Genomic DNA, 25,363 nt, shown 5'->3' on the forward strand with positions numbered 1-25,363 from the left:
GGTTTGACTACATGCTGAAAGACATGCGGATGACATGTCTTTTTTTATGGAATAGATCATGATGGCGCATAAAAAAAGAGAAGAGTCATGTCACTCTTCTCATACCAATAGGAATAGAACTTGCTAGGACGGCTGGGGGCTACCAGCTCGTATGTATAGTATACACGACAGAACGTATGTTTGTAAAGGTGTATCATGCTTTTATTCTTGATATATTTACTTTAAGATAAAATTGAAACGAGCGAATGGAAATGGAGGCGTTTGTGTTGGCAAACAAAGAAGACAAAACAGAGAAGCTGCTGATGGAATTGAGGGAAGAGCTTCAGATGCTTGAACATCAAAACAAAGAACGATATAAATGGAGTGCCTCCACATTACTTGGAGTGATCGCCCTTTTAATTGATAAAGGCGTGATAACACCTGAAGAAGTTGACATGTACAAAACAAAAGCGGAAATGCAAACCTTTCACGCGCAAAAAGACTGACGCCTTCATCAAATGATGTAAGAGAAAATAAGAAAAAGACATAATAAATTGATGATTCAATTTATTATGTCTTTATTTCTGCAATTCTTTTTCATCGTATTAAACGAGCTTATACATTAATACATCATCCCAGTATTCATGATCATTTATTTTAAATTCATTGATTTTACGCCCTTCTTCTAAAAAGCCCATCTTTTTATACAAAGAAATAGCTTTTTGGTTTGTGGAGAAAACGGCTAAACTAACCTTTTCAATTGAAGGGTTCTTTTCTGCCCAATTTAATAATGCTGTTAGTAACATTTCCCCTATGCCTAAACCTCTATAGCTCTTATCAACCATCAAGCCGAAAGAACCAACGTGAGAAGTTCTTTTTCTATTTGATGATTGTTCAAAGGCTATCCATCCAATGACTTGATCGCCAGTTTGGGCAACTATGTACGTCTCATTTTCGTTTTCTATTCTTTTCTGTATCCATTCCTTGTGTTCTAACAAGGTTTTTTTGTATTCTTCCGGCGTTGTCAGTAAATAATCTGACTCAGCAATCACTGATTTTTGAATTTCTAAAGTAGTTTCAGCATCTTCTATTTTTCCAAAACGTACAATGATATCATTTGAATGTTGCATATTAGTTTCTCCTATCTAGAGCTAATATTGCATCAGATCACTTTTTTTACATAAAACATAAAAAGTAAGGTATTGTGATCAGCTCTGCTTCGTATATCCTTATGTAACGGTAGGCTGAATTGAGGATTGCAAATTAATGTACGGAGTCTTTGATGATTTTATAGTTTTTATGATTAACGACTGTTAGTGAATCCAGTTCTAAATCTCTATAGTTGTCCATAATGGTGACATCCACAATAACAGAGTTTTCATTCACTTTTTCAACTACACCTGTTAAACCATTTCTAAATTCGATCACATTCCCAATTTTTGCAATCTTCAACCGATCCCTCTCCTTTAAAAACAGATTTCATTCCCTATTAAAAAGTATTTTGCAATATTTTCATACCAATGTAAAGGATAAAGACGTTTTTCTTTCGTTTTCGTTGTACGCTTTGAAAACGAATGGTATATTTAATATTTGATCAAGGCTGAAAAGGAGCGATTTTTTTGACTGAAGAACACATCAACACAATACTAGAATCATTACGGAATGGTACTGAAAAACAAGTGACCATTCAAAAGGATGATTTTTTAACATTTCGTTCTGTATTGGTCAATCAAGATGATTTTAAACATTTTCGCGGAATCGCCAAGCATGGTGGAGATGTTATTTTTGAATATCTTAAAGAAGCAAGAAGCTAAAGCTTTTTCTCATTCATGAGAAAAAGCTTTTTATTTTGGTTCTTTTGTCACACTTCAAACCAGCTTGATACATATGAAAAGAAAATGTAATAACCCATAATCAGGAGCATAAGGATGATTATAGGCTAAAAAGAGACTATATTAAACGCTTACATTACCAGTTCATGCGTATTTCAACTAGGACATGCCATTTAATGACGGAATTTGGACAGGCATGAAAATCTTTGTGCGTGAAAATAGAAGAAGCTCTTGTTAGAGTGGACAAGTATCTTACAGCCTACATTGATTAAAGGAGGAATGAGGCGAATGATCAAAATTCATACAGCTCTTTTTGCCATCCTTATGCTCATCTCAGCGATCAAGATGGACAATATACAAGAGCAAGAAGGCACATTAAGTCAGAAACTTGAACAAGCACCTGTAAAGCATCAGCTTTCATATATAGATCAAGATGAAAAGCATACTGTGATCCCAGCGTTTTCAGAGGAGAAACATCAGCCGAAAGTGAAAATGCTAAGCACGTCAGCAGAGGAGAAGGCATCAAAACCGAAGCCGAAGAAAAAGGAAACGGCAAAGCCAGCAAGCTCAAGAAATCAATCACACTATTCTAATGAAGAAATGGACTTGCTTTCTCGGTTGGTACATGCCGAAGCAAAAGGTGAATCTTACGCCGGGAAAAAAGCTGTAGCAAGCGTCGTCTTAAACCGCGTGGAACACCGCTCTTTTCCTGACAGTGTCAGAGGCGTGATTTATCAGCGAAATGCCTTCCAGCCAGTATCAAATGGAAGTATCAATGATAAGGCAGACCAGGATTCCGTAAAAGCAGTGAAGCAGGTTGTCAAAGAAGATGACAGAACAACAAAGGCGATTTATTTTTATAATCCAAAAACGGCGACAGATAACTGGATTCGTTCTCGTAAAATTGTAGAACGCATTGGCCGTCATGTGTTTGCAGTGTAAAGAAAAGCAGCGATCAATCAGTCGCTGTTTTTTTGTCTTCAATTATTAAAATATTTTCAGGACTTGTCTCATAGAATGTGAAAAGAATTTGCTTTTAGACAAGGGGAGGCTACATGAATCGATTTGTAAAAGGGGTCATTCTGCTATCTGTCGCAGCTTTCATTGCTGAGTGTATCGAGTTTTTAGTCAATATGATTTTAGCGAGAGAGCTTGGAGAACATGGAATGGGTTTATATATGAGCATCCTTCCCATCATCATGCTTGTGCTTGTGATCGCCAGCTTAGAGCTGCCAGTCTCCATTTCTAAATTCATTGCAGAATCGCATGAGCGGCTTCATAAAAGTATGCTTCGCCATGCATTTAAAATGACGCTTGTGGTGACATGCACAACAACGGCAATAGCAGCCATTGTACTGCCTTTCATTCCTGTATTTCAATCGTATCATCCGCTGATGAAGGGCCTGGTTCTGTCACTCATTCCAATCATCGCTTTTACTTCCATTGCACGCGGCTATTTTATGGGCAAGCAGCAAATGGGCAGAATTGCTCTAGCCAATATGCTGAAAAAAACGATCCAGCTTATCTGTTTGTTTTTGTTTTTTCATTGGTATTCGTTTGATATTGAAACAGCGGTGCTTATCGCGATTGGTGTGATTGTTGCAAGTGATCTCGTCGTCTTTATCTATTTATATTCCCAATACGTCATGGCGAAAAATGCTGTGAATGTCAGAGCGGTTGAGTTAAGAGGAATTGACGTCAGAAAACGTTTGTTAGCAGTCTCCATTCCGACAACAGGTATGCGTATCTTTCATGCCATTGCCAATGCGATTGAACCGTTTTTAATCAAAGGAGCCCTCGTTGCAGCGGGCATTTCTGGTACGCTTGCTGTTGATCATTACGGAATGCTTGCTGGCGTAGCGATGTCGATCGGTTTTTTTCCGGCGTTTATCGCTCATTCCATTATGATTGTGATGATTCCGAATGTATCAGAAGCCTATGCCTTGGGGCAGTATGATCTCGTGAAAAAACGTGTCAGACAAGCGATTCTCATTACGTTTGGATATGGGGTGCCAGCCGTGATGATCATGTATTATTTCGCTTATCCGCTCACGCAGCTCTTTTTTGACTCACCTCAAGCAGCCGTCTATTTACAGCTGCTATGGCCTTACTTCTTATGCCACCTGTTCGTGATGCCGTTTCAAGCGTGCTTAATTGGTATGGGTCTTATTAAAGATGTGTTCCTACATAATATATGGGTGCACGTGGTGTCGTTCTCTATGGTGTATTTCCTAGGATCCATCGAATCCTTAAATATGATGGGCGTTATCTTAGGAATGAACACGGGGATGCTGCTATTAACGGCTTTGCATTATGCGACGATTTGCAAGGAACTCGGCGTCTCCATGTTTCTTACATTGAAAAAAGCTTGAATGTCATGTGCAGCTAGCGGGCAAGCTATAGGAAAATCAGGAAGGAAGATGCTGATGAATCGTAAATATCTACCCGCCAGTCTTCTCATGATGACCCTTCTTTTATTTCTGATGAACATAGAGGCTGAAGCAAAAGAGCCTGTCATGGCGCCGAGGATAGAAGCTCCTACATTAACAGGTGAAACGCAGGTGATCCCGGTGAAAGGGAAGCGGACCATTCTGCATTTTTGGACAACGTGGTGCCCATCCTGCAAAATGGAGCTTCCAGCCTTTGAACAGATTGTGAAAGAAAATCAAAGTGATGTAGACATACTGACTGTTAATTTACTTGGTGCTGAGCAAAGCAAGCATGCTGTTGCCCAATTTGTGAAAGACAGAAAGTTTACATTTCCGATCGTTCTCGATGAGCACGGCGAAATGATGAAGAAATACCAAATCATGACGATCCCGACGACTTTTTTCATCAATGAAAAGGGTGAAGTGGTCAAAAACCATGTAGGTCCGCTGACGAAAAAACAAATCAAAGAGTGGACTAATTCTTAGAACACAAGCTTTCTGTAAAGAACCAATGGTCGATCCGTTGGTTCTTTTTTGTGTTCAATTACCTTTCAGATGAATAAAATGTGCTCAGAAAGAGGAAGAAATGTCGGGTGCTAATAATGATAATTATTATCAAAAAGAAATTATAATAATTATTAATTGAAAATTGATCAGAACCTGTTATAATGAGTTACAGACCTATAAAAAGCTTGAAATAGCAGAAAATATAGATGGTAAACGGAACGGGCAACGATTGATAATGTGAAAATCATTATCAATTAGAGAGGAGAAAGTAATCATGAATGAGAATACAGCACTTTATCAAACGACAGATCAAAAGGGATCTAACTCGCTCTTTCATAAATGGGCACAGCACGGAGAATTAATCGCAGCAGGCATTTCGGGGATTCTCATCTTGATTGGATGGTTTCTAAAGGATGAAACGATGTGGAGTATTCCTCTTTTTATTCTTGCTTTTGTTATTGGTGGTTTTGCAAAGGCAAAGGAAGGAATTGAAGAAACCATTTCATCCAAGACATTAAATGTAGAACTTTTAATGATATTTGCTGCGATAGGCTCAGCGATCATTGGCTACTGGGCAGAGGGCGCCATTTTAATTTTTATTTTTTCGCTCAGCGGTGCGCTAGAAACGTATACGTCAAATAAAAGTAAAAAAGACTTAACGGCCTTAATGAGTATCGCTCCAGATGAAGCCACTTTAATTGAAGAAGATGGCACCACCATCCAAATCGCTGCTTCTTCACTTACGCCAGGCGATCGTATTTTAATCAAAGCGGGCGAACGAATTGCAGCAGATGGTGTGATCATGAGCGGAAGAACAAGTGTAGACGAATCTGCCTTAACGGGTGAATCGGTGCCTCAGGAAAAAGGGCAAGGGGAAGATGTGTTTGCAGGAACAGTGAATTTAAATGGTTCATTAACAGTAGAAGTAACAAAACATAATGAAGAAACACTTTTTCATAAAATCATTAAGCTTGTGGAATCTGCACAAGAAAGTGTATCGCCAAGCCAAGCATTTATTGAAAAATTTGAAGGTGCATATGTAAAAGGTGTGCTCATCACTGTGGCGATTTTAATGTTCCTGCCTCATTTTGTACTTGGCTGGAGCATGAGTGAAACGTTTTATCGTGCGATGGTGTTTATGGTGGTTGCCTCGCCTTGTGCACTTGTTGCCTCAATTATGCCAGCAGCTCTTTCACTCATCTCAAACGGTGCAAGAAACGGTATGCTTGTAAAAGGAAGTGTCTTTTTAGAAAAACTGGGCACAAGTACGATGATTGCATTTGATAAAACGGGTACAATTACAAGTGGGAAACCAGCTGTTGAAAAAGTGGTCTTGGCAAAAGGGCAGGATGAATCGACCTTTTATCAAGCGCTCTATCAAATTGAAAGTCAGTCAAACCATCCATTAGCTAAAGCCATTTCTGATATGGCAAAAGAGCATCATACAGAGCGGGCAGCCCACGTAACCATTGAAGAAACATCAGGTTTTGGTGTGGAAGCACAATTAAATGAGGACACATGGCGGATTGGGAAGAAAGATTTTGCCGGAAAAGCTTCAATGGATCGTGACATTGAAGAGAATGGTGATGTTCTTTCATCCAAAGGATATACAGTTGTCTATGTTCAAAAAAATCAAGAAGTTGTCGGCTGTCTCGGTTTGAAGGATCAAATCAGACCTGAAGCCAAAAAAATGATTCAGGAGCTGAATGATTTAGGCATCCAAACCGTCATGCTCACAGGGGATCAGCAAAAAACAGCTGAAGCGATTGCAGAGGAAGCAGGCATCCAAACCGTTGTCGCTGAATGTCTTCCAGATGAAAAGGTACACGAAGTCAATCAACTGAAAAAACAAGGTGATTCGATCATTATGGTCGGAGATGGAATCAATGATGCACCTGCACTCGCCACAGCAGATGTTGGCGTCGCAATGGGCGGAGGCACAGATGTTGCTTTAGAAACAGCAGATCTCATTTTAATGAAAAATAACTTAAACAACTTGACAAAGATGATCCGTCTTTCAAGAAAGATGAACCGAATCATTAAACAAAACATCATCTTTTCATTAACTGTTATTTGTTTGTTAATCTGTGCGAATTTCTTACAAGTTCTTGATTTACCTTTTGGTGTCATTGGGCATGAAGGCAGTACGATTTTGGTTATTTTAAACGGACTTCGTTTGCTTCGTGCTTCTTAAGCAAATCACAAAAGCGCACTGGCTTTAGGTCAGTGCGCTTTTGTGCGAAATACAGTGAAAACTGATACAATAGATCAGTAGTCAAACGTGTGAGGAGGATCACGATGAATCGAATGAAAAACTTGTCTTCTTGGCTTAAGAAAAAAGACATTCAAGGTGCATTTATACATACAAAGGAGAATGTATTCTATCTATCTGGATACTTCACAGAGCCGCATGAAAGAGTGATGGGGCTGTTTGTTTTTCAGGAAGCAGATCCATTTTTCATTTTGCCTAAGATGGAAGTTGAGCAAGCAAAAAATGCGGGATGGGCTGGAGATCTCATTGGATATGAAGACCATGAAAACCCCTTTGATTTCATACAAAAGGCACTAGAAAAACGAGGAGTAAAAGCGACTCGCCTAGCGATTGAAAAAGAATCCATTCCTTTGCAAAGAGCAGAGCAGCTTCAAGCTATCACTGGGGCAGAAACATTCGTCCGGGCAGAAGATGTGCTCAATCAGCTAAGACTAATTAAAGACGAAGCTGAAATTGAAACATTGAAAAAAGCTGCTCAATTGGCAGACGAAGGCGTCAAAATTGGGGTTCATGCCCTAAAAGAAGGGGTGACGGAAACCGAAGTTCTTGCTGTCATCGAATATGAACTGAAGAAAAAAGGCATTCAGGGCATGTCCTTTTCAACCATGGTACTATTCGGAGAAAAATCAGGAGAACCTCATGGAAATCCGGGACAGGCAGCCTTGAAAAAAGGTGATTTTGTTTTATTTGACCTTGGCGTGATTGTGGATGGCTACTGTTCAGATATTACAAGAACCTTCATCTATCAAGAAGCGTCTGAACAACAAAAGGATATTTACAACACCGTCTTGAAAGCCGAATTGGCAGCACTTGATATGAGCCAGCCGGGTGTGAGAATTGGTGACCTTGACTTAAAAGCAAGAGGGCTGATCGCAGAAGCAGGATATGGCGAATACTTCCCTCACCGTCTAGGGCATGGACTCGGGGTTTCTGTTCATGAGTTCCCTTCTATGAGTCAAGCAAATGATGACCTTCTAAAAGAAGGGATGGTCTATACAATCGAGCCGGGTATTTATGTACCAGGAGTCGGCGGGGTTAGAATTGAAGACGATGTTCTCATTACAAAAGATGGCCCAGTCACCTTAACCAATTATCCAAAAGAGTTGACGATCATCAAGTAATGAAAAAAATCACGATGAACGTCCAAGTATTGGGAGCGTCATCGTGATTTTTTTGTCACTCTTTGCGATCCTTATCAACAAAAAAATCATCAATTGATTGAAACGGCTTGATTTTATGTTCTTTTCCTAAAGGATGTAGTGCGAATCGAGCAGAAAACAAAATAGTCAAACATAATATGATCCATATGATAATACCCATCTTGAATTCCCCTTTCCACCCAGTGATTTGTTCAGCTCACATACATCTTAAAGTATGAAACGCTTACCATATCAAGAGAAAGTAGGAGAAAAAATGCCTAACATAAGGGATATTGCGAAAAGAGCGGGCGTATCTGTTACCACCGTATCACGAGTGATGAATGATCATCCTTATGTCAAAGAAGAAAAGCGAGAGCGCGTACTTAGTGCGATGAAAGAGCTCAAATATACACGGAATATTCAGGCAGTGCATTTAGCAAAGGGCTATTCCAATATGCTTGGAATTGTGCTTCCGACAATTGATCACTCCTATTTCAGCGGAATTGTCACAGGGATTGCAGAGAAAGCACAGGAGCGCGGAATGCATTTTGCCTTGTTTCAAACAGGATATGACCCATTAAAGGAAAAAGAAGCATTAATGAGCTTAAAAGAGCAGCGTGTGGATGGTTTAATCTTTTGCTCAAATGCGTTAAGTGATCGAGACATTTTAAAGTGGCAGGAATCTGGTCCTATTATTTTTTGTCATCCTACTCCGCATGATACATGTTCATCGGTATCGATTGCGCATGATCAGGCTTTTAAGGAAGGGCTTGAACACTTAGCGGCATGCGGTCATGAGCGAATCGCAATCGTTCTTGCTAGAACAGAAGGGGAGAATAGCCAAGTTCGCATTCAGACTTATCAAGAAATGATGCGGTCGCTTGGGCAGGACATTGATGAGGAATGGATCATTGAAGGAAAACTGACCATTTTTGATGGCAAGCAATTATTTACAGAATGGAAAGAGATGAAAAATCGTCCGACAGCCTTACTGATTACAAACGATGATGTATCAGCAGGTTTTTTACTAGAAGCACAGCGTCACCAAATAAACGTTGGAGAATCACCAGCCATACTTGGCTTTCAAAACGATCAATTGAGTGAAGCATTGGGGATTTCTAGTATAGACATTCCTCTCAAACAAATGGGGCAGGAAGCATTTGATTTGTTCAATCGAGCGTTACAAGGAGAGGCACCAGAAAAAAGGGTGCTGTCATATCGACTCGTTGAGCGCACAACGACTATTTTAAAAAACAATCGTTGACGCACGTTTCATCTGTTTTGTACGATAAGAAGGATTGAATAAGAAGGAGGTGGGGATGTTCATGGAATCCTTCACCGTTGATAAAGCGTTAAATAATAATGTCATCATCGCAAAACACCCTTCTTTAGGCGAAGTGGTCCTGATTGATAAAGGGATCGGCTTTGGGAAAAAATCGGGTGACGTTCTCGATCAAGCGGCATTTGAGAAAATGTTTGTGTTAAAGAACACAAAAGAGCAAACAGAATACAAACAATTGCTGCACCACATTAATGAGGACATGATTGAGCTTGCCAATGACGTCATTTATCATATACGAGAAAAAATGGGGCATCGCTTAAATGAGCATATTCACATTGCTCTGACAGATCATATTGCCTTTAGTTTTAAGCGAGTTAAGCAAGGCTATGATATCACCAATCCTTTTATGCTTGAAACGAAATCCTTATACCCGAAAGAATACGAGGTCGCAAAGGAAGTCGTGGAACTGATAAATGCGCGGCCAGATGTTGAAACAAAGCTGCCCGAAGGAGAAATTGGGTTTATTGCGCTCCACATTCACTCTGCTTTAACGAACCGGCCTTTATCCGAGGTCAACCGTCATTCGCAGCTTATGACACAAATGGTCCAAGTCATAGAAGATGCATTTCATATGAAAGTAGATAGAGAAAGTATTCATTATTTACGCTTACTGCGCCATATTACGTTTTCGATTGAGCGTATTAAACGGGAAGAATCATTAGAGGAGCCAGAAAAGTTGCTTCATCTATTGAAAAATGAATATCCTTTATGCTACAATACTGCTTGGAAAATGATCAAAATTTTGCAACATGCATTGAAAAAGCCTGTACAAGATGCCGAAGCTGTCTATTTGACACTTCACCTGTACAGATTGACGAATAAAATTTCATAGTTTCCTTGAAACGTGTAACTGATTCGATCAGGCATGAGTGACTTAAGGTAAATACAGGATAAGATCCTGTTATTTGCGCAACCTTATATCACCATGCCTTTTTTGTGTTCTGAAAGTGAAATGTAAACGGTTAATTATGAAATGTACGTCAATATGTGATTGAAATGTATGTTGTAAGCGAAAACAAAAGGAGGTTCAACCAGTGTTTAAATCACTTTTTGGTGTGTTGCAAAAAATTGGACGAGCACTTATGCTTCCAGTTGCGATCCTTCCTGCTGCTGGTATTTTACTAGCACTCGGAAATGCGATGCAAAATCCGCAGTTGATTGATGTCGCTCAATTTTTAAGCAATGATACAATTCAGCTTGTTGCTAGTGTTATGGAGAATGCGGGGAATATTGTCTTCTCGAATCTTCCACTCCTATTTGCTGTAGGGGTTGCCATCGGTCTTGCCAATGGAGACGGTGTGGCAGGGATTGCCGCGATCATCGGTTACCTTGTCATGAACGTGACGATGAGTGCCGTATTAATGGCCAACGGTTCTATTCCATCCGATTCAGTCAAATTGGCTAAGTTCTTTAAGGAAAGTCATCCAGCATATGTGAATATGCTCGGCATACCGACCTTGTCTACCGGCGTTTTTGGCGGAATTATTGTCGGGGTATTAGCGGCTTATATGTTTAATAAATTTTACAAAATTGAGCTCCCGCAATATCTTGGCTTCTTTGCTGGTAAGCGTTTTGTTCCAATCGTTACGTCGATTTCAGCACTTATTTTAGGGCTATTGATGCTCGTCATTTGGCCGCCAATCCAAGGTGCATTGAACTCATTTTCAACAGGACTGCTTGCAGCGAATGAGCCGCTAGCTGCCTTTGTATTCGGTGTCATTGAACGCTCATTAATTCCGTTTGGTCTGCACCACATATTCTACGCACCATTCTGGTATGAATTTTTTAGCTATAAGAGCTTATCAGGAGATATTATCCGTGGTGACCAGCGTATTTTCATGGCGCAAATCAAAGATGGTGTTCAGCTGACAGCCGGGACATTCATGACAGGGAAATATCCGTTCATGATGTTTGGACTTCCAGCAGCAGCACTTGCGATTTACCATGAAGCCAAACCTAAGAATAAAAAGCTTGTAGCAGGAATTATGGGATCAGCGGCCCTTACTTCTTTCCTAACAGGGATCACTGAACCGCTTGAATTCTCATTCTTGTTTGTTGCACCGATATTATTTGCGATTCACTGTGTATTTGCTGGATTATCCTTTATGATAATGGATATTCTAAACGTGAAAATCGGGATGACCTTCTCAGGAGGGTTAATCGACTTCTTCCTTTTTGGTATCCTGCCGAATAGAACCGCTTGGTGGCTTGTCATTCCAGTCGGTCTCGTACTAGCTGTCATTTACTACTTCGGATTCAGATTTGCGATTCGCAAGTTTAATCTGAAAACGCCAGGACGCGAAGATGAAGCAGCTGACGGTGCAAGCAACGCTCAATCTGGAAAAGGCGATGACTTACCTTATGAAATTCTTGAAGCAATGGGTGACCAAGAAAACATTAAACACCTAGATGCTTGTATTACGCGTTTACGTGTCACTGTAAATGATCAGAAAAAAGTGGATAAAGACCGCTTGAAAAAGCTTGGCGCTTCAGGTGTCCTTGAAGTAGGGAATAACATCCAGGCCATCTTTGGTCCACGCTCTGATAATTTAAAAACACAAATGCAAGACATTATTGCAGGGCGCACACCTCGACCAGCGAAAGACCCTTCTGCAAAAGAAGAAGTTAGCCAGCAGGTTGAAGAAGTCATTGCAAAACCGCTTCAAAACGAACAAGGGGAAGAAACGTTTGCTTCACCAATTACAGGGGAGCTGCATCCAATTACAGATGTGCCAGATCAAGTATTTTCAGGGAAAATGATGGGTGACGGTTTTGCTATCTTGCCAAAAGAGGGAACAGTGGTTTCACCAGTAAGAGGAAAAATCTTAAATGTGTTCCCAACAAAACACGCCATCGGCCTCCAGTCTGATGGTGGACTTGAAATCTTGATTCACTTCGGGATTGATACAGTCAGCCTCAAAGGAGAAGGATTTGAAGCATTTGTACAAGAGGGAGATCAAGTAGAAATCGGTCAAAAACTTTTAGAGGTTGATATTGATAAAATTAAGTCAGAAGTACCATCTTTAATGACACCAATTGTATTTACAAACTTAAGTGAAGGACAATTTATTGACCTTCAAGAATCCGGTGAAATCAAAGCTGGCCAAGAAAACATCATGAAAATTTCAAAATAATTTTCATAACTGCCGTTCTTGTTAGATGACAAGCTCGGCAGTATGATATAATATTGTGGATGTATGAAATGTATAAAAAGGAGATTGATAAAAATGGCTCAACAAACATTCAAAGTAACTGCAGATTCTGGAATTCACGCACGTCCTGCAACAGTTCTTGTACAAACTGCTAGTAAATATGATGCTGATATCAACTTAGAATATAATGGTAAAACAGTGAACCTGAAATCTATTATGGGTGTAATGTCTCTAGGAATTGCGAAAGGTGCTACAATCACAATCTCTGCTTCTGGTTCTGATGAAAATGATGCACTTGCTGCACTAAAAGACACAATGAAAAGTGAAGGCCTAGGCGAGTAATGCAACAACTGAAAGGAATCGGTGCTTCAGCAGGCGTTGCGATTGCAAAAGCATATCGTCTAGAAGAACCAGATTTAACAGTTCACCAAAAAGACATCAATGATCCAGAGACAGAAGTGAAACGCTTTGAAGAAGCAATTCATGTTTCAAAGCAAGAACTTGAAGCAATTAAAGAGCATGCGCTAAAAGAACTTGGCCAAGATAAAGCGGATATTTTTTCTGCACACCTTCTTGTGTTAAGTGATCCAGAGCTGCTCAACCCAGTGAAGGATAAAATCACATCGGATAAAGTAAATGCTGAATTTGCTTTAAAAGAAACAGCAACAATGTTTGTTACAATGTTTGAAGCAATGGACAATGAATACATGAAAGAACGTGCAGCGGATATTCGCGACGTTACAAAACGTGTCACTGGTCATTTGCTAGGCGTTGACATTCCAAACCCAAGTATGATTTCTGAAGAAGTCATTATCATTGCTGAAGATTTAACACCTTCTGATACAGCTCAGCTGAACAGACAATTCGTCAAAGGTTTTGCGACAGATATCGGTGGTCGTACTTCTCACTCAGCGATTATGGCAAGATCAATGGAAATTCCAGCAGTTGTTGGGACAAAAGAAGCAACAAAAACGGTGAAAAACAATGATCTGATCATTGTTGATGGTATTAGCGGAGACGTCATCATTCAGCCTTCTGAAGATGAAGTGAAAGCGTATCAAAAAAAGCATGAAGACTACTTAGCTCAAAAAGCGGAATGGGCGAAACTTGTTGACCAGCCAACGGTCACAAAAGACGGCGTTCACGTAGAGTTAGCTGCGAATATTGGAACACCTGAAGATGTGAAAGGTGTACTTGAAAATGGCGGCGAAGCAGTTGGATTGTACCGTACAGAATTTTTATACATGGGCAGAGATCAGCTCCCAACAGAAGAAGAGCAGTTCGATGCGTATAAAACCGTTTTAGAGAAGATGGAAGGGAAAGCTGTGGTTGTCCGCACACTAGATATTGGTGGCGATAAAGAACTTCCTTACTTGCAGCTTCCAAAAGAAATGAACCCGTTCCTTGGCTATAGAGCGATCCGCCTTTGCCTTGAAGAGCAGGAGATTTTCAGAACACAGTTACGCGCGTTACTTCGTGCAAGTACATATGGAAACTTGAAAATCATGTTCCCTATGATCGCGACGTTATCAGAATTTAGAGAAGCAAAAGCTATTTTACTTGAAGAAAAAGAAGCATTGGTTGCTGCTGGTACAGAAGTATCTGATTCCATTGAAATCGGAATGATGGTAGAAATTCCATCAACAGCTGTTATCGCAGATCAATTTGCAAAAGAAGTAGATTTCTTCAGTATTGGAACAAATGATTTGATTCAATACACAATGGCTGCTGATCGAATGAACGAACGAGTGTCTTATCTTTACCAGCCATACAATCCAGCTATTTTACGCCTCATAACGCTTGTGATTGAAGCAGCGCATAAAGAAGGTAAATGGGTTGGCATGTGCGGTGAGATGGCAGGAGATGAAATCGCAATCCCGCTCCTACTTGGATTAGGATTAGATGAATTTTCAATGAGCGCAACATCGATTCTTCCAGCAAGAACGCAGTTAAGCAAGCTTTCTAAGGAAGAGGCTGCATCATTTAAAGAGCATATCTTATCACTGAGCACAACTGAAGAAGTGGTTGATTTCGTGAAAAAAACGTTTCAACATAACTAGGTGATGTAAACCAGACAGGTCAAACTGTCTGGTTTTTTTGTCGAATTTTATCATAATCAGTCATATCGCTTGCAGAGAAGGGCATCCTAACATAAAAAATGGAGGTGACCAGTTTGTCTTTCTCTAACTATAAGCCAGGTGATCAAGTATATGTCATTTATCGAAATCCACATGCAGCCAATGTCGCACAAATTAAAGAAGCGGAAATCGTTTCACACCCTTACAATGAGCAAGAGCTTGCGCTATTTCTACTTGAAACATATCACCCATTAGCCCCTGATGATGCCGTATTTCCAACATACGAAGAAGCAGAAGCCCTTTATCAAGATCTGTTTGAATAAGGGAGATTTTAGAAAGGATAGAAGCCATCCTGAGAGGTTAAAGTAACGGTATGAACCTATAAGGTAAGGATGTGCTAAATATGATCAAACCGTTCGTTCCTCAGCTTGTGTATATTGAACCTCGGGCGCTAGAGTACCCATTAGGACAAGAGCTGAAAGAAAAGTTTGAAGGTATGGGAATTGAAATTAGAGAAACAACGTCACACAACCAAGTGAGAAATATTCCGGGGAAAAATGACTTGCAAAAGTACCGTAATGCAAAATCGACGCTCGTTATCGGCGTGAGAAAAACCTTGAAATTTGATACATCTAAACCATCTGCAGAGTATGCCATTCCGTTTGCGACAGGATGCATGGGGCATTGCCATTATTGCTACCTGCAAACGACGATGGGGAGTAAGCCGTACATTCGCACATATGTCAATGTAGAAGAGATATTAGATCAGGCTGAACAGTACATGAACGAGCGTGCACCTGATATCACGCGATTTGAAGCTTCATGTACATCCGATATCGTAGGAATTGACCATTTGACTCACACACTCAAACGAGCGATTGAATACTTTGGTCAAACCGATCTTGGCAAACTGCGCTTTGTTACGAAATTTCATCATGTAGACCATTTGTTAGATGCAAAACACAATGGGCGAACAAGATTCCGCTTTAGTATCAATGCCGATTATGTCATTAAATATTTCGAACCTGGAACATCACCACTCGATCAGCGGATTGAAGCGGCTGTAAAGGTAGCAAAAGCAGGCTATCCACTTGGCTTTATTATTGCCCCTATTTACATTCATGAAGGGTGGCAAGAGGGCTATAAAGTCCTATTTGAAAAACTCGATGCAGCTCTCCCTGAAGAAGTGAGACAAGATATCACCTTTGAAATGATTCAGCACCGTTTTACAAAACCGGCGAAGCGTGTCATCCAAAAAAACTATCCGAAAACAAAACTAGAACTAGATGAAGAAAAGAGAAGATATAAGTGGGGTAGATATGGAATTGGAAAATATATCTATCAAAAAGATGAAGAACAAGAACTTAGACAGACATTAGAATCATATATCGAACAGTACTTTCCGTCTGCAAAAATTGAATATTTTACTTAAAACAAGTCATTATGGCTTGTTTTTTCTATTTAAATTTTCTTACAACTATTGAATGCGGTACCAATTTTGCCGATATACACATTAAGATGCGAAAGTAGGATGTAGGGGTGATGAGATGTTTAAGAAACTTCAAGTGAGAATAGCTGTTTTCATCTCAGTTATTTTAATTTTAACCGTTGTCGCAGTTCAAGTGGGTTCCAATTTAGTATTAAGACCATTGATTGAACGAGATGCGAAAACAACGACAGCAGCAACGGCAGAAAGCATGAGAGACATCATAGCACTAAAGCTTGAGAATTACGGTGATACGATTAACAAATTGGCAACAAGTACACTTACTGAAGATTTTGCACAGAAACAAACAAAGCAGACATTGGCATTTGAAAACGATGAATTAAAAGGATTGCAGGAGCAGGATGAACTCATCTCGCTTGCCTATATAGGAACAAGTGATGGTAAAATGTTCGCTTTCCCGGAGTCCGATTTTGGTGAAGGGTATGATCCGTCTAAACGAGACTGGTATATTCAAGCAGCTGAAAAGCCTGACGAAGTCCTATGGACAGATCCGTACATTGATAAAGCAACAAATGAAATGGTCGTTTCAGCCACGAAGGCGATCGTACGAAACGGGAAAGTAGTCGGTGTCGCTGGACTTGACTTGAAACTGGCTTCCATTCAGTCTTATATAAAAGAACAAAAGATTCCTTATATGGGAACGGCTTTCTTAGTTGACGGCACAGGGACCATTTTGGCACATCCAACAGAGCAAGGAAAAAATATCTCAAAAGTCGCTTCTGTGAAAAAAGCGATCGACAACTCGGGTATTGATGATGACAAACAGCTGACCGTCATCTCAAAAATTAAAGAGGCAAACTGGACGATCGGTGTGAGCTTCGAGAAAAAGAAACTTCTTTGGATCACTGAACAAATGAATCAGACAAGTATCATTATTTCTGTCATTGCCATTATACTTGCCATGATTCTAAGCTACTTATTGGCTAGAAGCATTACAACACCAATTAAACGCCTCATCGAGCATGTTCGTAAAGTGTCTGAAGGCGATTTAACCAGCTCGCTTGAGTCGAAGTCACAGGATGAGATAGGTTTCCTTACGAAAAGTTTTAATCAAATGACTGAAGGCATCAGGGATTTAATTGAAAAAGTGAAAGAGTCTTCAGATCAGGTTGTGAAATCAACGGATGAAGTGACACAAATTTCAAACGAGACCTTGCTATCTAGTGAACAGATTGCAACGGCTATTCAAGAGGTCGCTGTAGGAGCGACGAAACAAGCATCAGAAGCGGAAACCATTAATGAAAAATCAGAGCATTTGTATGAAAAAGTTCGTCATATGGGTGAGCTTGCCACGCAAATGCAAACCAACTCAAAATCATCGGAAGATGCAAGCTATAGAGGACTTGATGCTCTTGGTCTGCTCGTCCAAAAATCAACACAAGCGAATGAAGAATCGAAGAAGGTAGAGCAAATGCTGCTTGACCTTGAGCATAAAACGAAAAATATTGAAAACGTCGTAACAGCGATCTCTGAAATCTCAGATCAAACGAATTTACTCGCACTGAATGCAAGTATTGAAGCAGCGAGAGCAGGAGAAAGCGGAAGAGGATTTGCTGTTGTTGCAGAAGAAGTCAGAAAGCTGGCTGAACAATCTGCGGAATCAACGAAACATATTAGTGAAACCGTAAAACTGATTCAAGATGAATCGAAAAAGGCAGCTGAAGCGATGACAGCAGCAAGCAAAATGAATGAAGAACAAGGTGATGCCATCAATTCAACAGGAGAGGCACTCAGCAGTATCACAATGGAAATGCAGGCACTTGTCGGCTCCATTGACAGCATTCATACACAAATCAATGAAATGACTGAAGAACAACAGAAAATGAATGATTCCATTCAAAGTATAGCGGCCATTTCACAAGAATCCGCCGCTTCAGCTGAGGAAGTACATGCTTCCACAGACGAACAAGTACAAGCTTTAGAAAGAACGAAAACTTCAACAGAAATGTTGAACGAATCAAGTCAGGCACTGCGTCAGGCAGTCAATCGGTTTAAACTATAATCTTGCAGAAAAGAACCTTGCCATGTGAGCAAGGTTCTTTTTGTATGATAAAATATGAACAGAGGAGGGTGCCAACATGCATGTTAATCTATCTGGAAAAAAAGCATTGGTCGCTGCAAGCAGTCAAGGTATCGGTAAAGCCATTGCCTTTCATCTTGCAAAAGAGGGAGCAGATGTGATGCTCTCGGGAAGACATGAGCACACGCTGCAAGAAGCGGTCAAAGAATTATCCCCGCTTGTAAAAGGGAAGCTGACGTATCAAGTATGTGATGTATCTGATGCCGAGCAAATTAAAGCGCTTGTCGTCGCAGCAGCTGGTGATGAAAAACGTCTTGATATACTAGTGAACAATACAGGCGGTCCTCAAACAGGAACACTTGAAACCTTAACGGATGAAGATTGGATGGAATCATTTCAGCTTCATTTACTCAGCTATATTCGGTTATTAAAAGAAGCCTTGCCGTATTTAAAAAAACAAGGTGCACGAGTGTTAAATATTGCATCTATGTCGGTCAAAGAACCGATCCCAGGCTTGATGCTGTCGAATACATTTAGACCGGCCGTTACCGGCTGGACAAAAACAGCTGCCCAGGAGCTTGCCAAAGATGGTATTTTGATCAATACCTTAGCCCCGGGGAAAATTGAAACAGAGCGTGTGAAACAGTTGGACAAACACCGTGCACAAGAGGAGCAACAATCGGTTGAAGAGATCAAAGCACAAGCTGAACGTATGATTCCGCTGGGCCGTTACGGACAGCCAGAGGAATTTGCAGCATATGCGGCTTTTCTTTTATCTGAAGCCAATACATATATGACAGGTCAAACCCTCATCATTGATGGTGGATTGACAAAGTCTCTATAAGGAGGAATTCTTGATGGCACAAATCAAAACAGTTGGTTTTATTGGAATCGGTGTAATGGGACGTAGTATGGCAGGGCATTTAATGAATGCTGGCTACGAAGTTCTCGTTTATACAAGAACAAAAGCAAAGGCAGACACATTGGTTCAAAAAGGTGCTCTTTGGAAATCGACCGTAAAGGAGATCGCAAAGGAGGCAGATGCCGTCATCACAATGGTCGGGTATCCATCAGATGTAGAAGAAGTCTATTTAGGAGAAGATGGACTCGTGACACATGCTGCGCCTGGTACATACCTCATTGATATGACCACATCGAAACCTCAGCTGGCAAAAGAAATTGAAACGAAAGCGAAGGAAAAAGGACTATTTGCATTAGATGCGCCGGTCTCTGGCGGAGACGTTGGAGCCCAAAACGGCACGCTGGCCATCATGATTGGTGGAGAAAAAGCGGCCTATGAAGCGTGCCTGCCGCTATTTCAGCAAATGGGAGAAAATATTCAATATCAAGGACCTGCAGGAAGTGGTCAGCATACAAAAATGTGTAACCAAATTGCTATCGCAGCAGGGATGGTAGGTGTGGCTGAGGCAATGGCCTATGCCGAAAAATCAGGACTTGATCCAGAGCAGGTACTTAAAAGCATCACAACAGGAGCAGCCGGCAGCTGGTCTTTGTCAAACCTTGCGCCAAGAATGCTGAAAGGTGATTTCGAGCCAGGATTTTATGTGAAGCATTTTATCAAGGATATGGGCATTGCACTTGAAGAAGCAGAGCTGATGGGAGAAGAGATGCCAGGCCTTTCACTAGCGAAGTCATTATATGAAAAGCTCAGCGAACAGGGCGAAGAAAACAGCGGAACACAAAGCATCTATAAATTATGGGTGAAATAAAAAAACTGCCCCGCCTAGGTGGAACAGTTTGTAGCGTGTAAACAAGCCCTCACATGGCTGAAAAAAGAAGACAAATTAAAAACCTGTCCCAAATAGAGACAGGTTTTTTTGATCTTATTTTCCGATGAATTGCTGCGTCCAGTAGTTACCAGATTTCACATAACCTACACCGATATGTGTATAGTTTTTGTTTAAAATGTTCGCTCTGTGACCTTCACTGTTCATCCAAGCTGTTACTACTTCTTGAGGTGATCTTTGACCTTGAGCAATGTTTTCACCTGCTGTTTTGTACGTGATACCAAATTGCTTCATTTGATCAAATGGAGATCCGTAAGTTGGGCTTGTATGAGAGAAATAGTTTTTATCTTTCATATCTTGTGATTTAGCGCGAGCAGATTTGCTTAATTTAGAATCAACAGAAAGAGCTTTTAAGCCTTGTTTTGCACGCTCTTTATTTGTCAGTTCAACCACTTCTTGTTCAAATGCATTTAAGCTGCTGTCTGCTTTTGTTGCAGTTGTGTCTTTTTGATCAGATTTTGAGCTGTTGTTCGTTGTGTTTTGTTTTGCTGGTGTGCTTGGTTTAGAAGCAGCTGGTTTTTTCACTGATTCTTGTTTTTGCTCATTTTTTGCTTTATTAACTTCTTTCACCACTTTTGTACCAGTAACAGGTTGACCACTTTTGATCAGCTTGTTTAATAGAGCTTCGATCTCTTTTTGATTTGAAGTGCTTAGCTTGTTTACATCTGAAGAGATATGTAATTTTGCAGCTAATGTATGAAGATCAATGGCTTGATGCTGTACGTTTATGACTTGTTTCAGGTTAAGCTCTTTCGCATCAGCTGAATGCCCTCCAGTGAACGTGATCAATGCAGCAGCTGTCAGCGCTGAAAAAATGAATGATTTCTTTTTCATTTTGTAACTCCTCCTAAAATCTTTGTTTTGTTTTCTCACAGAAAATCATAACATGGACTTTTTGTTATAAACGTACCAGCATCCTCCATTGACAACGCCCGTTTGTCATTTTTGTTAAAGTCATAGAAAGAGTCTCTTCATATCAATGAATGGAGAATCTTTCTATTTAAAGAAAACGACATAAACATACCAATATTTTAAAGTGTTAGTATATTTTTTTGCAGAATAGGGATTGACAGCTTTTTTTCACTTGTTTCGCTGTAACAACTATTACAAAAGTGTTACAATAATGAGTGGTAATTGTAAAAGATTGAAAGGATGAGAGGAGCTACATAAGTGGGAGAGAAACAGCATCAAGGTGCTGCCGAGCAGAAAAAAATGAAGCGCCGGAACGCCTGGAGAATTAATCTCTTTTTCTTCGCTGTATTTAGTTTATTTGCTGGACTTGTCATCAAGCTCGGTGTGCTGCAAATCGTCAATGGTGAGGATTATAAAAAGCAAGCCAACCGAACTGAGGTCAAAACAGCATCATACCCGTCTCCAAGAGGAAAAATGTATGACGCGAGAGGAAGAGTCGTTGTTGATAACGAAAGTGTACCTGCCATCGTTTATACATCAGAAAGCGGTGTGAAAGCGGAGGATAAGATTAAAGTAGCAAGAAAACTTGCGACTTATATAAAAATGGATACAGATTTTTTGAGAGAGCGTGACATTCGAGATTTTTGGCTGGCCAGCCACCCGAAAGAAGCGGATAAGCTCATTTCAAAAGCAGAGCAAAAGAATCTTAAAGCAAAAGATGTCTATCCACTTCAAGTAGAGCGTGTGCCTAAGAAAGAAGTCAAGGCGATCGAAAAAGATGATGAGGAAAAAGCAGTTGCAGCGATCTATCGCAGGTTTACAGGCGGATATGCCTTTGAACCTCAAGTCGTGAAAGCAATGGACCCGAACGAAGAGAAAAAAGGGGACGAAAAAGTTGCTTTACTCGATGAAACAAAAGAATCAAAACAGACATCATCCGTAAGTTTGACATACGAAGAGATCTCACTTGTATCAGAGCATCTTGATGAACTGCCTGGTGTAAATGTCATCAATGACTGGACAAGGAAATATCCGTATGAAAAAACCCTCTATAATGTCCTTGGCGGTGTCACCACCCCAGAGCAAGGCATTATAAAAGAGCGTGAAGATTACTATATGGCAAGAGGTTACTCGAGAAATGATCGAGTAGGAAAAAGTTATTTAGAATATCAATATGAGGATTTTCTCAATCCAGAAAAAGCAACTGTTCAATATACACAGGTCGGCGGCAAACTGCTTGATGAAATCAAGCGGACAGAAGGACGAAGAGGACTTGACCTTGCACTCACATTTGATATGGAGTTGCAAAAGGAAGTCGACAAAATCGTTGAATCAGAGCTAAGATCCGCTAGTGCAAGAAACTATATGATGGACCGTGCCTTTGTTGTGATGATGGACCCTAACACAGGTGATGTTCTCGCGATGTCAGGGAAGAAAATGGACGGCAGAGACGTCACAGATTATGCAATCGGTACATTTACGACTCAGTATGAAATGGGCTCTGTTGTCAAAGGAGCTACTGTCCTCTCTGGTTATCAAGATGGCATGTCACACAACCAATCCTATTTGGATACTGGTCTCTATTTTGCAGGAACTGGAGGGAAACCGAAAAAGTCTTACAAAGACCTTGGATGGGTCAACGACCTTCAGGCTCTTCAAAAGAGTTCCAACGTATACATGTTCCAAGTAGCGATGAGAATGGCAGGAATCACCTACCAAAAGAATGGCCCGTTACCGGCAAGACCTGAACATTTACAAAAAATGAGAAACTACTATGCGCAATTCGGTCTTGGCGTAAAAACAGGCATCGATTTGCCGCAGGAATCAAGCGGAATGCAGACGCATCCTAAGACAGTCGGCGGACTCTTACTTGATGAAGCGATTGGCCAGTATGACACGTATACACCACTTCAAGTTGCACAATACATGTCGACCATCGCAAATGGAGGTAACCGTATTCAGCCAAGAGTGGTGAAAAGTGTTCACTTTCCAACGAATAAGGAAGAAGTAGGTCCTGTTGTGAAGAAATATGAGCCGAAGGTGCTGAACACCATTAACAACTCGAAAGCAGATATCGACCGCGTCAAAATGGGACTAAAAATGGTCACATCAACAGGCGGGACTGCCGCTGGCCGGTTCGGTCAGCATGATGTTGCAGGGAAAACGGGTACAGCCCAAACCTTCTACTATGGTGCCAACCGGAGCTGGTGGGGGAATGCCACGTACAATTTAACCTTTGGAGGATATTATCCTTCTTCCAATCCGAAAGTGGCATTTAGTGTCGTCACACCGTATGTATCAGATAAAGATCCTGTCATTAAAACCATTCCAAGTAAAATTGTTGATAAGTACGTTGAATTACAAAAGAAATATGAAAAGCAATAAACAGCAGGGAGCACAGCAAGAGAAAGTGCTCCCTTTTTGCTGAAAATATGGACGTTTCACACGAGATTGGGAGGAAAATACGGTTTTTCTAGCGAATCCTTTTTATACATCAAACTAAGGACAACCCTAAAAAAATTAAAGGAGGGTCGGACGACGATGGAACAAAAAATGAAAGATTCGAATCAGCTGTACTCGAATATTGATTTACATGCCGTTCTTTCTTCTAATGGCCGCTTTCTCTACATTTCTTCCAATTGTAAGCAGCTTTTGCTCTATGAACAAAAGGATTTACTAGGGTGTTTTTTGAAAGACTTTGTTCATACCGAAGATCAATTTCTCGTCGAAAGTTATTTCTATAATCAGCACATGTTAGAGATTTGCCACTTTAGACTGCTTAGAAGTGATCTTACAGCTGTATGGGTAGAAGCAAGCATTGATTTTGTTGCTTGTGATGGGTTAGACAACGATTTGAGTAGAGAAATGATCCTGAAAATGAGGGTAATGAATACAGAGCCTCAAAAAGCAGCATTTCAACCAACAGAAGTGTCAGAACAGTCGTTAGGCAGTCTACCGGCTTTCCAAGATGTCAGTGAAGCTGAAAATCTGATTGCCATGCTGCCAAATCCGTTATGTATTACGGCGCTTGGGAAAATTGTGTATGCCAACGATGCGATGCTGCAATTAATGGGTGTATGTACAAAAGATGAAATGATCGGCAAGTCTGCGTTTGATTTTATTGCCGAGGAGTACCATGACATTGTGAGAAGCCGAATCAACAGACTGCAGCAAGGCCTTCCAGTCGGAATGATTGAACAAATATGGAAAAGACAAGACGGGAGCATGATTCATATTGAGGTGAAGTCATCTCCGGCAATTTATCAAAATCAACGGGCAGAACTTTTACTCTTAGTGGACATCTCTTCCCGTAAAAAATTTCAAACCGTTCTTCAAAAAAGCAGAGAGCGGTATCAACTGCTTATCCAAAATTCGATTGATACCATTGCCGTCATCCACGATCATAAATGGGTATTTATGAATGAATCAGGTATTAAATTATTTGAAGCCGAACATTACGATAAATTAATCGGAAAAGATATCTTTCATCAAATCCATTCATGTGATCAGCAAAAAGTCAAAAAGAGCTTATCACGTATTATCGAAAGAGCATCAGATTCTGAGATTGTGACGATGAGCTGCCATACGTTTAAACACCGGTTGATTTATACAGAAATGGTTTGTATCCCTACCACATTTTTTGGTGAAACAGCCGTTCAAATTATTTTAAGAGATATATCTGAACGAAAACAGACAGAAGAACTTATGCTGCGCTCTGAAAAATTATCAATCGCAGGTCAATTGGCAGCAGGCATTGCACATGAAATAAGGAATCCACTGACGGCGATTAAGGGCTTTTTACAGCTCATTAAACCAAAAACAAAAGACCGTGATCAATATTTTGAAATTGTCTTCTCTGAGCTGAGCCGGATTGAAATCATCTTAAGTGAGCTACTAATGCTTGCGAAGCCGCAGCAAACGGCATCCATGCAGACGCTTGATTTGAAAAAAATCATTAGCGAAGTCACCGCTCTGTTAGAAACACAGGCCAACTTAAATGGAATTTTGATGAACACAAGTGATATTGAGGAGGATCTCCTGATGAATGGGGATCAAAACCAGCTGAAGCAGGTATTTATCAATTTAATCAAGAATGCCGTCGAATCCATGCCGGACGGAGGGAAGGTAGACATTACCGCCAAAGCCGAAAAAGAAGGGATACTTGTCACGATTAGAGATGAAGGAATTGGTATTCCTGAATCGGTCATGAAGCGGATCGGTGAACCTTTTTTAACGACAAAAGAAAAGGGAACAGGGCTTGGGCTCATGGTGACATTTAATATTTTAGAAAATCACAACGGAACCATCCGGGTAGATAGCCACCCAGAGAAAGGGACTGTGTTTCACATCATGTTTCCCGCAAAATAAAAACAACGGCAAGAGAGC

The 25,363-nt window shown here is 40.5% G+C and carries 22 protein-coding genes; 19 read left to right on the forward strand and 3 right to left on the reverse strand.

The window, feature by feature from the left end:
• Positions 1 to 266: 266 nt before the first annotated feature.
• Positions 267 to 485 (forward strand): hypothetical protein, encoded by a 219-nt coding sequence (locus ABG082_RS06605; RefSeq protein WP_017367128.1) that lies wholly within the window; start codon positions 267 to 269, stop codon positions 483 to 485.
• Positions 486 to 584: 99 nt separating this feature from the next.
• Here ABG082_RS06605 and ABG082_RS06610 read toward each other — a convergent pair whose 3' ends face one another.
• Both ABG082_RS06610 and ABG082_RS06615 read right to left on the reverse strand, forming a co-directional pair.
• Positions 585 to 1,109: a GNAT family N-acetyltransferase gene (locus ABG082_RS06610; RefSeq protein WP_035392243.1), complete on the reverse strand. Its 525-nt coding sequence runs from the start codon at positions 1,107 to 1,109 to the stop codon at positions 585 to 587.
• A gap of 133 nt (positions 1,110 to 1,242) precedes the next feature.
• Complete coding sequence (locus ABG082_RS06615; protein WP_003211747.1) at positions 1,243 to 1,431, reverse strand: DUF2187 family protein; 189 nt, start codon at positions 1,429 to 1,431, stop codon at positions 1,243 to 1,245.
• 167 nt (positions 1,432 to 1,598) lie between these two features.
• Here ABG082_RS06615 and ABG082_RS06620 point away from each other — a divergent pair, with 167 nt between their 5' ends.
• The 16 genes from ABG082_RS06620 (at position 1,599) to ABG082_RS06695 (ending at position 19,987) form a co-directional block, all read left to right on the forward strand.
• Positions 1,599 to 1,793 carry a hypothetical protein gene (locus tag ABG082_RS06620; protein WP_008348081.1) on the forward strand — a complete coding sequence of 65 codons (195 nt, stop codon included), beginning with the start codon at positions 1,599 to 1,601 and terminating at the stop codon, positions 1,791 to 1,793.
• A gap of 306 nt (positions 1,794 to 2,099) precedes the next feature.
• On the forward strand, positions 2,100 to 2,753 hold the full coding sequence (locus tag ABG082_RS06625) for a cell wall hydrolase (RefSeq protein ID WP_348936696.1): 654 nt from the start codon (positions 2,100 to 2,102) through the stop codon (positions 2,751 to 2,753).
• A 113-nt stretch (positions 2,754 to 2,866) separates the two neighbouring features.
• A complete protein-coding gene (locus tag ABG082_RS06630; RefSeq protein WP_317329085.1) occupies positions 2,867 to 4,183 on the forward strand; it encodes a polysaccharide biosynthesis protein in 1,317 nt (438 codons plus the stop codon).
• A 54-nt stretch (positions 4,184 to 4,237) separates the two neighbouring features.
• Positions 4,238 to 4,726: an endospore biogenesis thiol-disulfide oxidoreductase StoA gene (gene stoA / locus ABG082_RS06635; RefSeq protein ID WP_017367131.1), complete on the forward strand. Its 489-nt coding sequence runs from the start codon at positions 4,238 to 4,240 to the stop codon at positions 4,724 to 4,726.
• Positions 4,727 to 5,021: 295 nt separating this feature from the next.
• Positions 5,022 to 6,941, forward strand: a complete 1,920-nt coding sequence (locus ABG082_RS06640; protein WP_007498723.1) for a heavy metal translocating P-type ATPase — start codon at positions 5,022 to 5,024, stop codon at positions 6,939 to 6,941.
• A gap of 104 nt (positions 6,942 to 7,045) precedes the next feature.
• Positions 7,046 to 8,140, forward strand: coding sequence for a Xaa-Pro peptidase family protein (locus tag ABG082_RS06645; protein ID WP_008348072.1), 1,095 nt, complete (start codon positions 7,046 to 7,048; stop codon positions 8,138 to 8,140).
• Positions 8,141 to 8,432: 292 nt separating this feature from the next.
• Positions 8,433 to 9,422: a LacI family DNA-binding transcriptional regulator gene (locus tag ABG082_RS06650; RefSeq protein ID WP_039956480.1), complete on the forward strand. Its 990-nt coding sequence runs from the start codon at positions 8,433 to 8,435 to the stop codon at positions 9,420 to 9,422.
• A 55-nt stretch (positions 9,423 to 9,477) separates the two neighbouring features.
• Positions 9,478 to 10,332, forward strand: a complete 855-nt coding sequence (locus ABG082_RS06655) for a transcription antiterminator (protein ID WP_017359435.1) — start codon at positions 9,478 to 9,480, stop codon at positions 10,330 to 10,332.
• Positions 10,333 to 10,534: 202 nt separating this feature from the next.
• A complete protein-coding gene (ptsG, locus tag ABG082_RS06660) occupies positions 10,535 to 12,634 on the forward strand; it encodes a glucose-specific PTS transporter subunit IIBC (protein ID WP_025207251.1) in 2,100 nt (699 codons plus the stop codon).
• Between the two features lie 93 nt (positions 12,635 to 12,727).
• Positions 12,728 to 12,994 carry a phosphocarrier protein HPr gene (locus ABG082_RS06665; RefSeq protein WP_003211078.1) on the forward strand — a complete coding sequence of 89 codons (267 nt, stop codon included), beginning with the start codon at positions 12,728 to 12,730 and terminating at the stop codon, positions 12,992 to 12,994.
• Entirely contained in the window at positions 12,994 to 14,712 is a 1,719-nt protein-coding gene (gene ptsP / locus ABG082_RS06670) for a phosphoenolpyruvate--protein phosphotransferase (protein ID WP_008348058.1), read from the forward strand. Before ABG082_RS06665 ends, ptsP begins: the two co-directional genes overlap by 1 nt.
• Before the next feature lie 98 nt (positions 14,713 to 14,810).
• Positions 14,811 to 15,053: a transcriptional regulator SplA domain-containing protein gene (locus ABG082_RS06675; RefSeq protein WP_034646394.1), complete on the forward strand. Its 243-nt coding sequence runs from the start codon at positions 14,811 to 14,813 to the stop codon at positions 15,051 to 15,053.
• Positions 15,054 to 15,133: 80 nt separating this feature from the next.
• Positions 15,134 to 16,162 (forward strand): spore photoproduct lyase, encoded by a 1,029-nt coding sequence (gene splB, locus ABG082_RS06680; RefSeq protein ID WP_007498710.1) that lies wholly within the window; start codon positions 15,134 to 15,136, stop codon positions 16,160 to 16,162.
• A gap of 115 nt (positions 16,163 to 16,277) precedes the next feature.
• Entirely contained in the window at positions 16,278 to 18,239 is a 1,962-nt protein-coding gene (locus ABG082_RS06685) for a methyl-accepting chemotaxis protein (RefSeq protein ID WP_035392234.1), read from the forward strand.
• A gap of 76 nt (positions 18,240 to 18,315) precedes the next feature.
• On the forward strand, positions 18,316 to 19,101 hold the full coding sequence (locus tag ABG082_RS06690; protein WP_317329087.1) for an SDR family oxidoreductase: 786 nt from the start codon (positions 18,316 to 18,318) through the stop codon (positions 19,099 to 19,101).
• 13 nt (positions 19,102 to 19,114) lie between these two features.
• On the forward strand, positions 19,115 to 19,987 hold the full coding sequence (locus ABG082_RS06695) for an NAD(P)-dependent oxidoreductase (protein WP_348936697.1): 873 nt from the start codon (positions 19,115 to 19,117) through the stop codon (positions 19,985 to 19,987).
• A 114-nt stretch (positions 19,988 to 20,101) separates the two neighbouring features.
• On the opposite strand, the gene ABG082_RS06700 is transcribed toward ABG082_RS06695, so the two are convergent.
• A complete protein-coding gene (locus ABG082_RS06700; RefSeq protein WP_048003071.1) occupies positions 20,102 to 20,899 on the reverse strand; it encodes a CAP domain-containing protein in 798 nt (265 codons plus the stop codon).
• A 336-nt stretch (positions 20,900 to 21,235) separates the two neighbouring features.
• Between ABG082_RS06700 and ABG082_RS06705 the strand changes: the two genes are divergently transcribed.
• Both ABG082_RS06705 and ABG082_RS06710 read left to right on the forward strand, forming a co-directional pair.
• Positions 21,236 to 23,362: a penicillin-binding protein 2 gene (locus ABG082_RS06705; RefSeq protein ID WP_144625932.1), complete on the forward strand. Its 2,127-nt coding sequence runs from the start codon at positions 21,236 to 21,238 to the stop codon at positions 23,360 to 23,362.
• Positions 23,363 to 23,518: 156 nt separating this feature from the next.
• Positions 23,519 to 25,345, forward strand: coding sequence for a PAS domain-containing sensor histidine kinase (locus tag ABG082_RS06710; protein ID WP_008348043.1), 1,827 nt, complete (start codon positions 23,519 to 23,521; stop codon positions 25,343 to 25,345).
• Positions 25,346 to 25,363 lie beyond the last annotated feature (18 nt).

Source organism: Bacillus sp. BS1807G30 (assembly GCF_040047675.1).
In the GTDB taxonomy this organism is placed as follows: Bacteria; Bacillota; Bacilli; order Bacillales; family Bacillaceae; genus Bacillus; species Bacillus altitudinis.

Excerpts from the sequence above, each read along its gene's own strand:
- ABG082_RS06610 (WP_035392243.1), bottom strand. The coding sequence starts at position 1,109 with ATGCAACATTCAAATGATATCATTGTACGTTTTGGAAAAATAGAAGAT.
- ABG082_RS06625 (WP_348936696.1), top strand. The coding sequence starts at position 2,100 with ATGATCAAAATTCATACAGCTCTTTTTGCCATCCTTATGCTCATCTCA.
- ABG082_RS06630 (WP_317329085.1), top strand. The coding sequence starts at position 2,867 with ATGAATCGATTTGTAAAAGGGGTCATTCTGCTATCTGTCGCAGCTTTC.
- stoA (WP_017367131.1), top strand. The coding sequence starts at position 4,238 with ATGAATCGTAAATATCTACCCGCCAGTCTTCTCATGATGACCCTTCTT.
- ABG082_RS06640 (WP_007498723.1), top strand. The coding sequence starts at position 5,022 with ATGAATGAGAATACAGCACTTTATCAAACGACAGATCAAAAGGGATCT.
- ABG082_RS06645 (WP_008348072.1), top strand. The coding sequence starts at position 7,046 with ATGAATCGAATGAAAAACTTGTCTTCTTGGCTTAAGAAAAAAGACATT.
- ABG082_RS06650 (WP_039956480.1), top strand. The coding sequence starts at position 8,433 with ATGCCTAACATAAGGGATATTGCGAAAAGAGCGGGCGTATCTGTTACC.
- ABG082_RS06655 (WP_017359435.1), top strand. The coding sequence starts at position 9,478 with ATGTTCATGGAATCCTTCACCGTTGATAAAGCGTTAAATAATAATGTC.
- ABG082_RS06665 (WP_003211078.1), top strand. The coding sequence starts at position 12,728 with ATGGCTCAACAAACATTCAAAGTAACTGCAGATTCTGGAATTCACGCA.
- ptsP (WP_008348058.1), top strand. The coding sequence starts at position 12,994 with ATGCAACAACTGAAAGGAATCGGTGCTTCAGCAGGCGTTGCGATTGCA.
- ABG082_RS06675 (WP_034646394.1), top strand. The coding sequence starts at position 14,811 with ATGGAGGTGACCAGTTTGTCTTTCTCTAACTATAAGCCAGGTGATCAA.
- splB (WP_007498710.1), top strand. The coding sequence starts at position 15,134 with ATGATCAAACCGTTCGTTCCTCAGCTTGTGTATATTGAACCTCGGGCG.
- ABG082_RS06685 (WP_035392234.1), top strand. The coding sequence starts at position 16,278 with ATGTTTAAGAAACTTCAAGTGAGAATAGCTGTTTTCATCTCAGTTATT.
- ABG082_RS06690 (WP_317329087.1), top strand. The coding sequence starts at position 18,316 with ATGCATGTTAATCTATCTGGAAAAAAAGCATTGGTCGCTGCAAGCAGT.
- ABG082_RS06695 (WP_348936697.1), top strand. The coding sequence starts at position 19,115 with ATGGCACAAATCAAAACAGTTGGTTTTATTGGAATCGGTGTAATGGGA.
- ABG082_RS06700 (WP_048003071.1), bottom strand. The coding sequence starts at position 20,899 with ATGAAAAAGAAATCATTCATTTTTTCAGCGCTGACAGCTGCTGCATTG.
- ABG082_RS06710 (WP_008348043.1), top strand. The coding sequence starts at position 23,519 with ATGGAACAAAAAATGAAAGATTCGAATCAGCTGTACTCGAATATTGAT.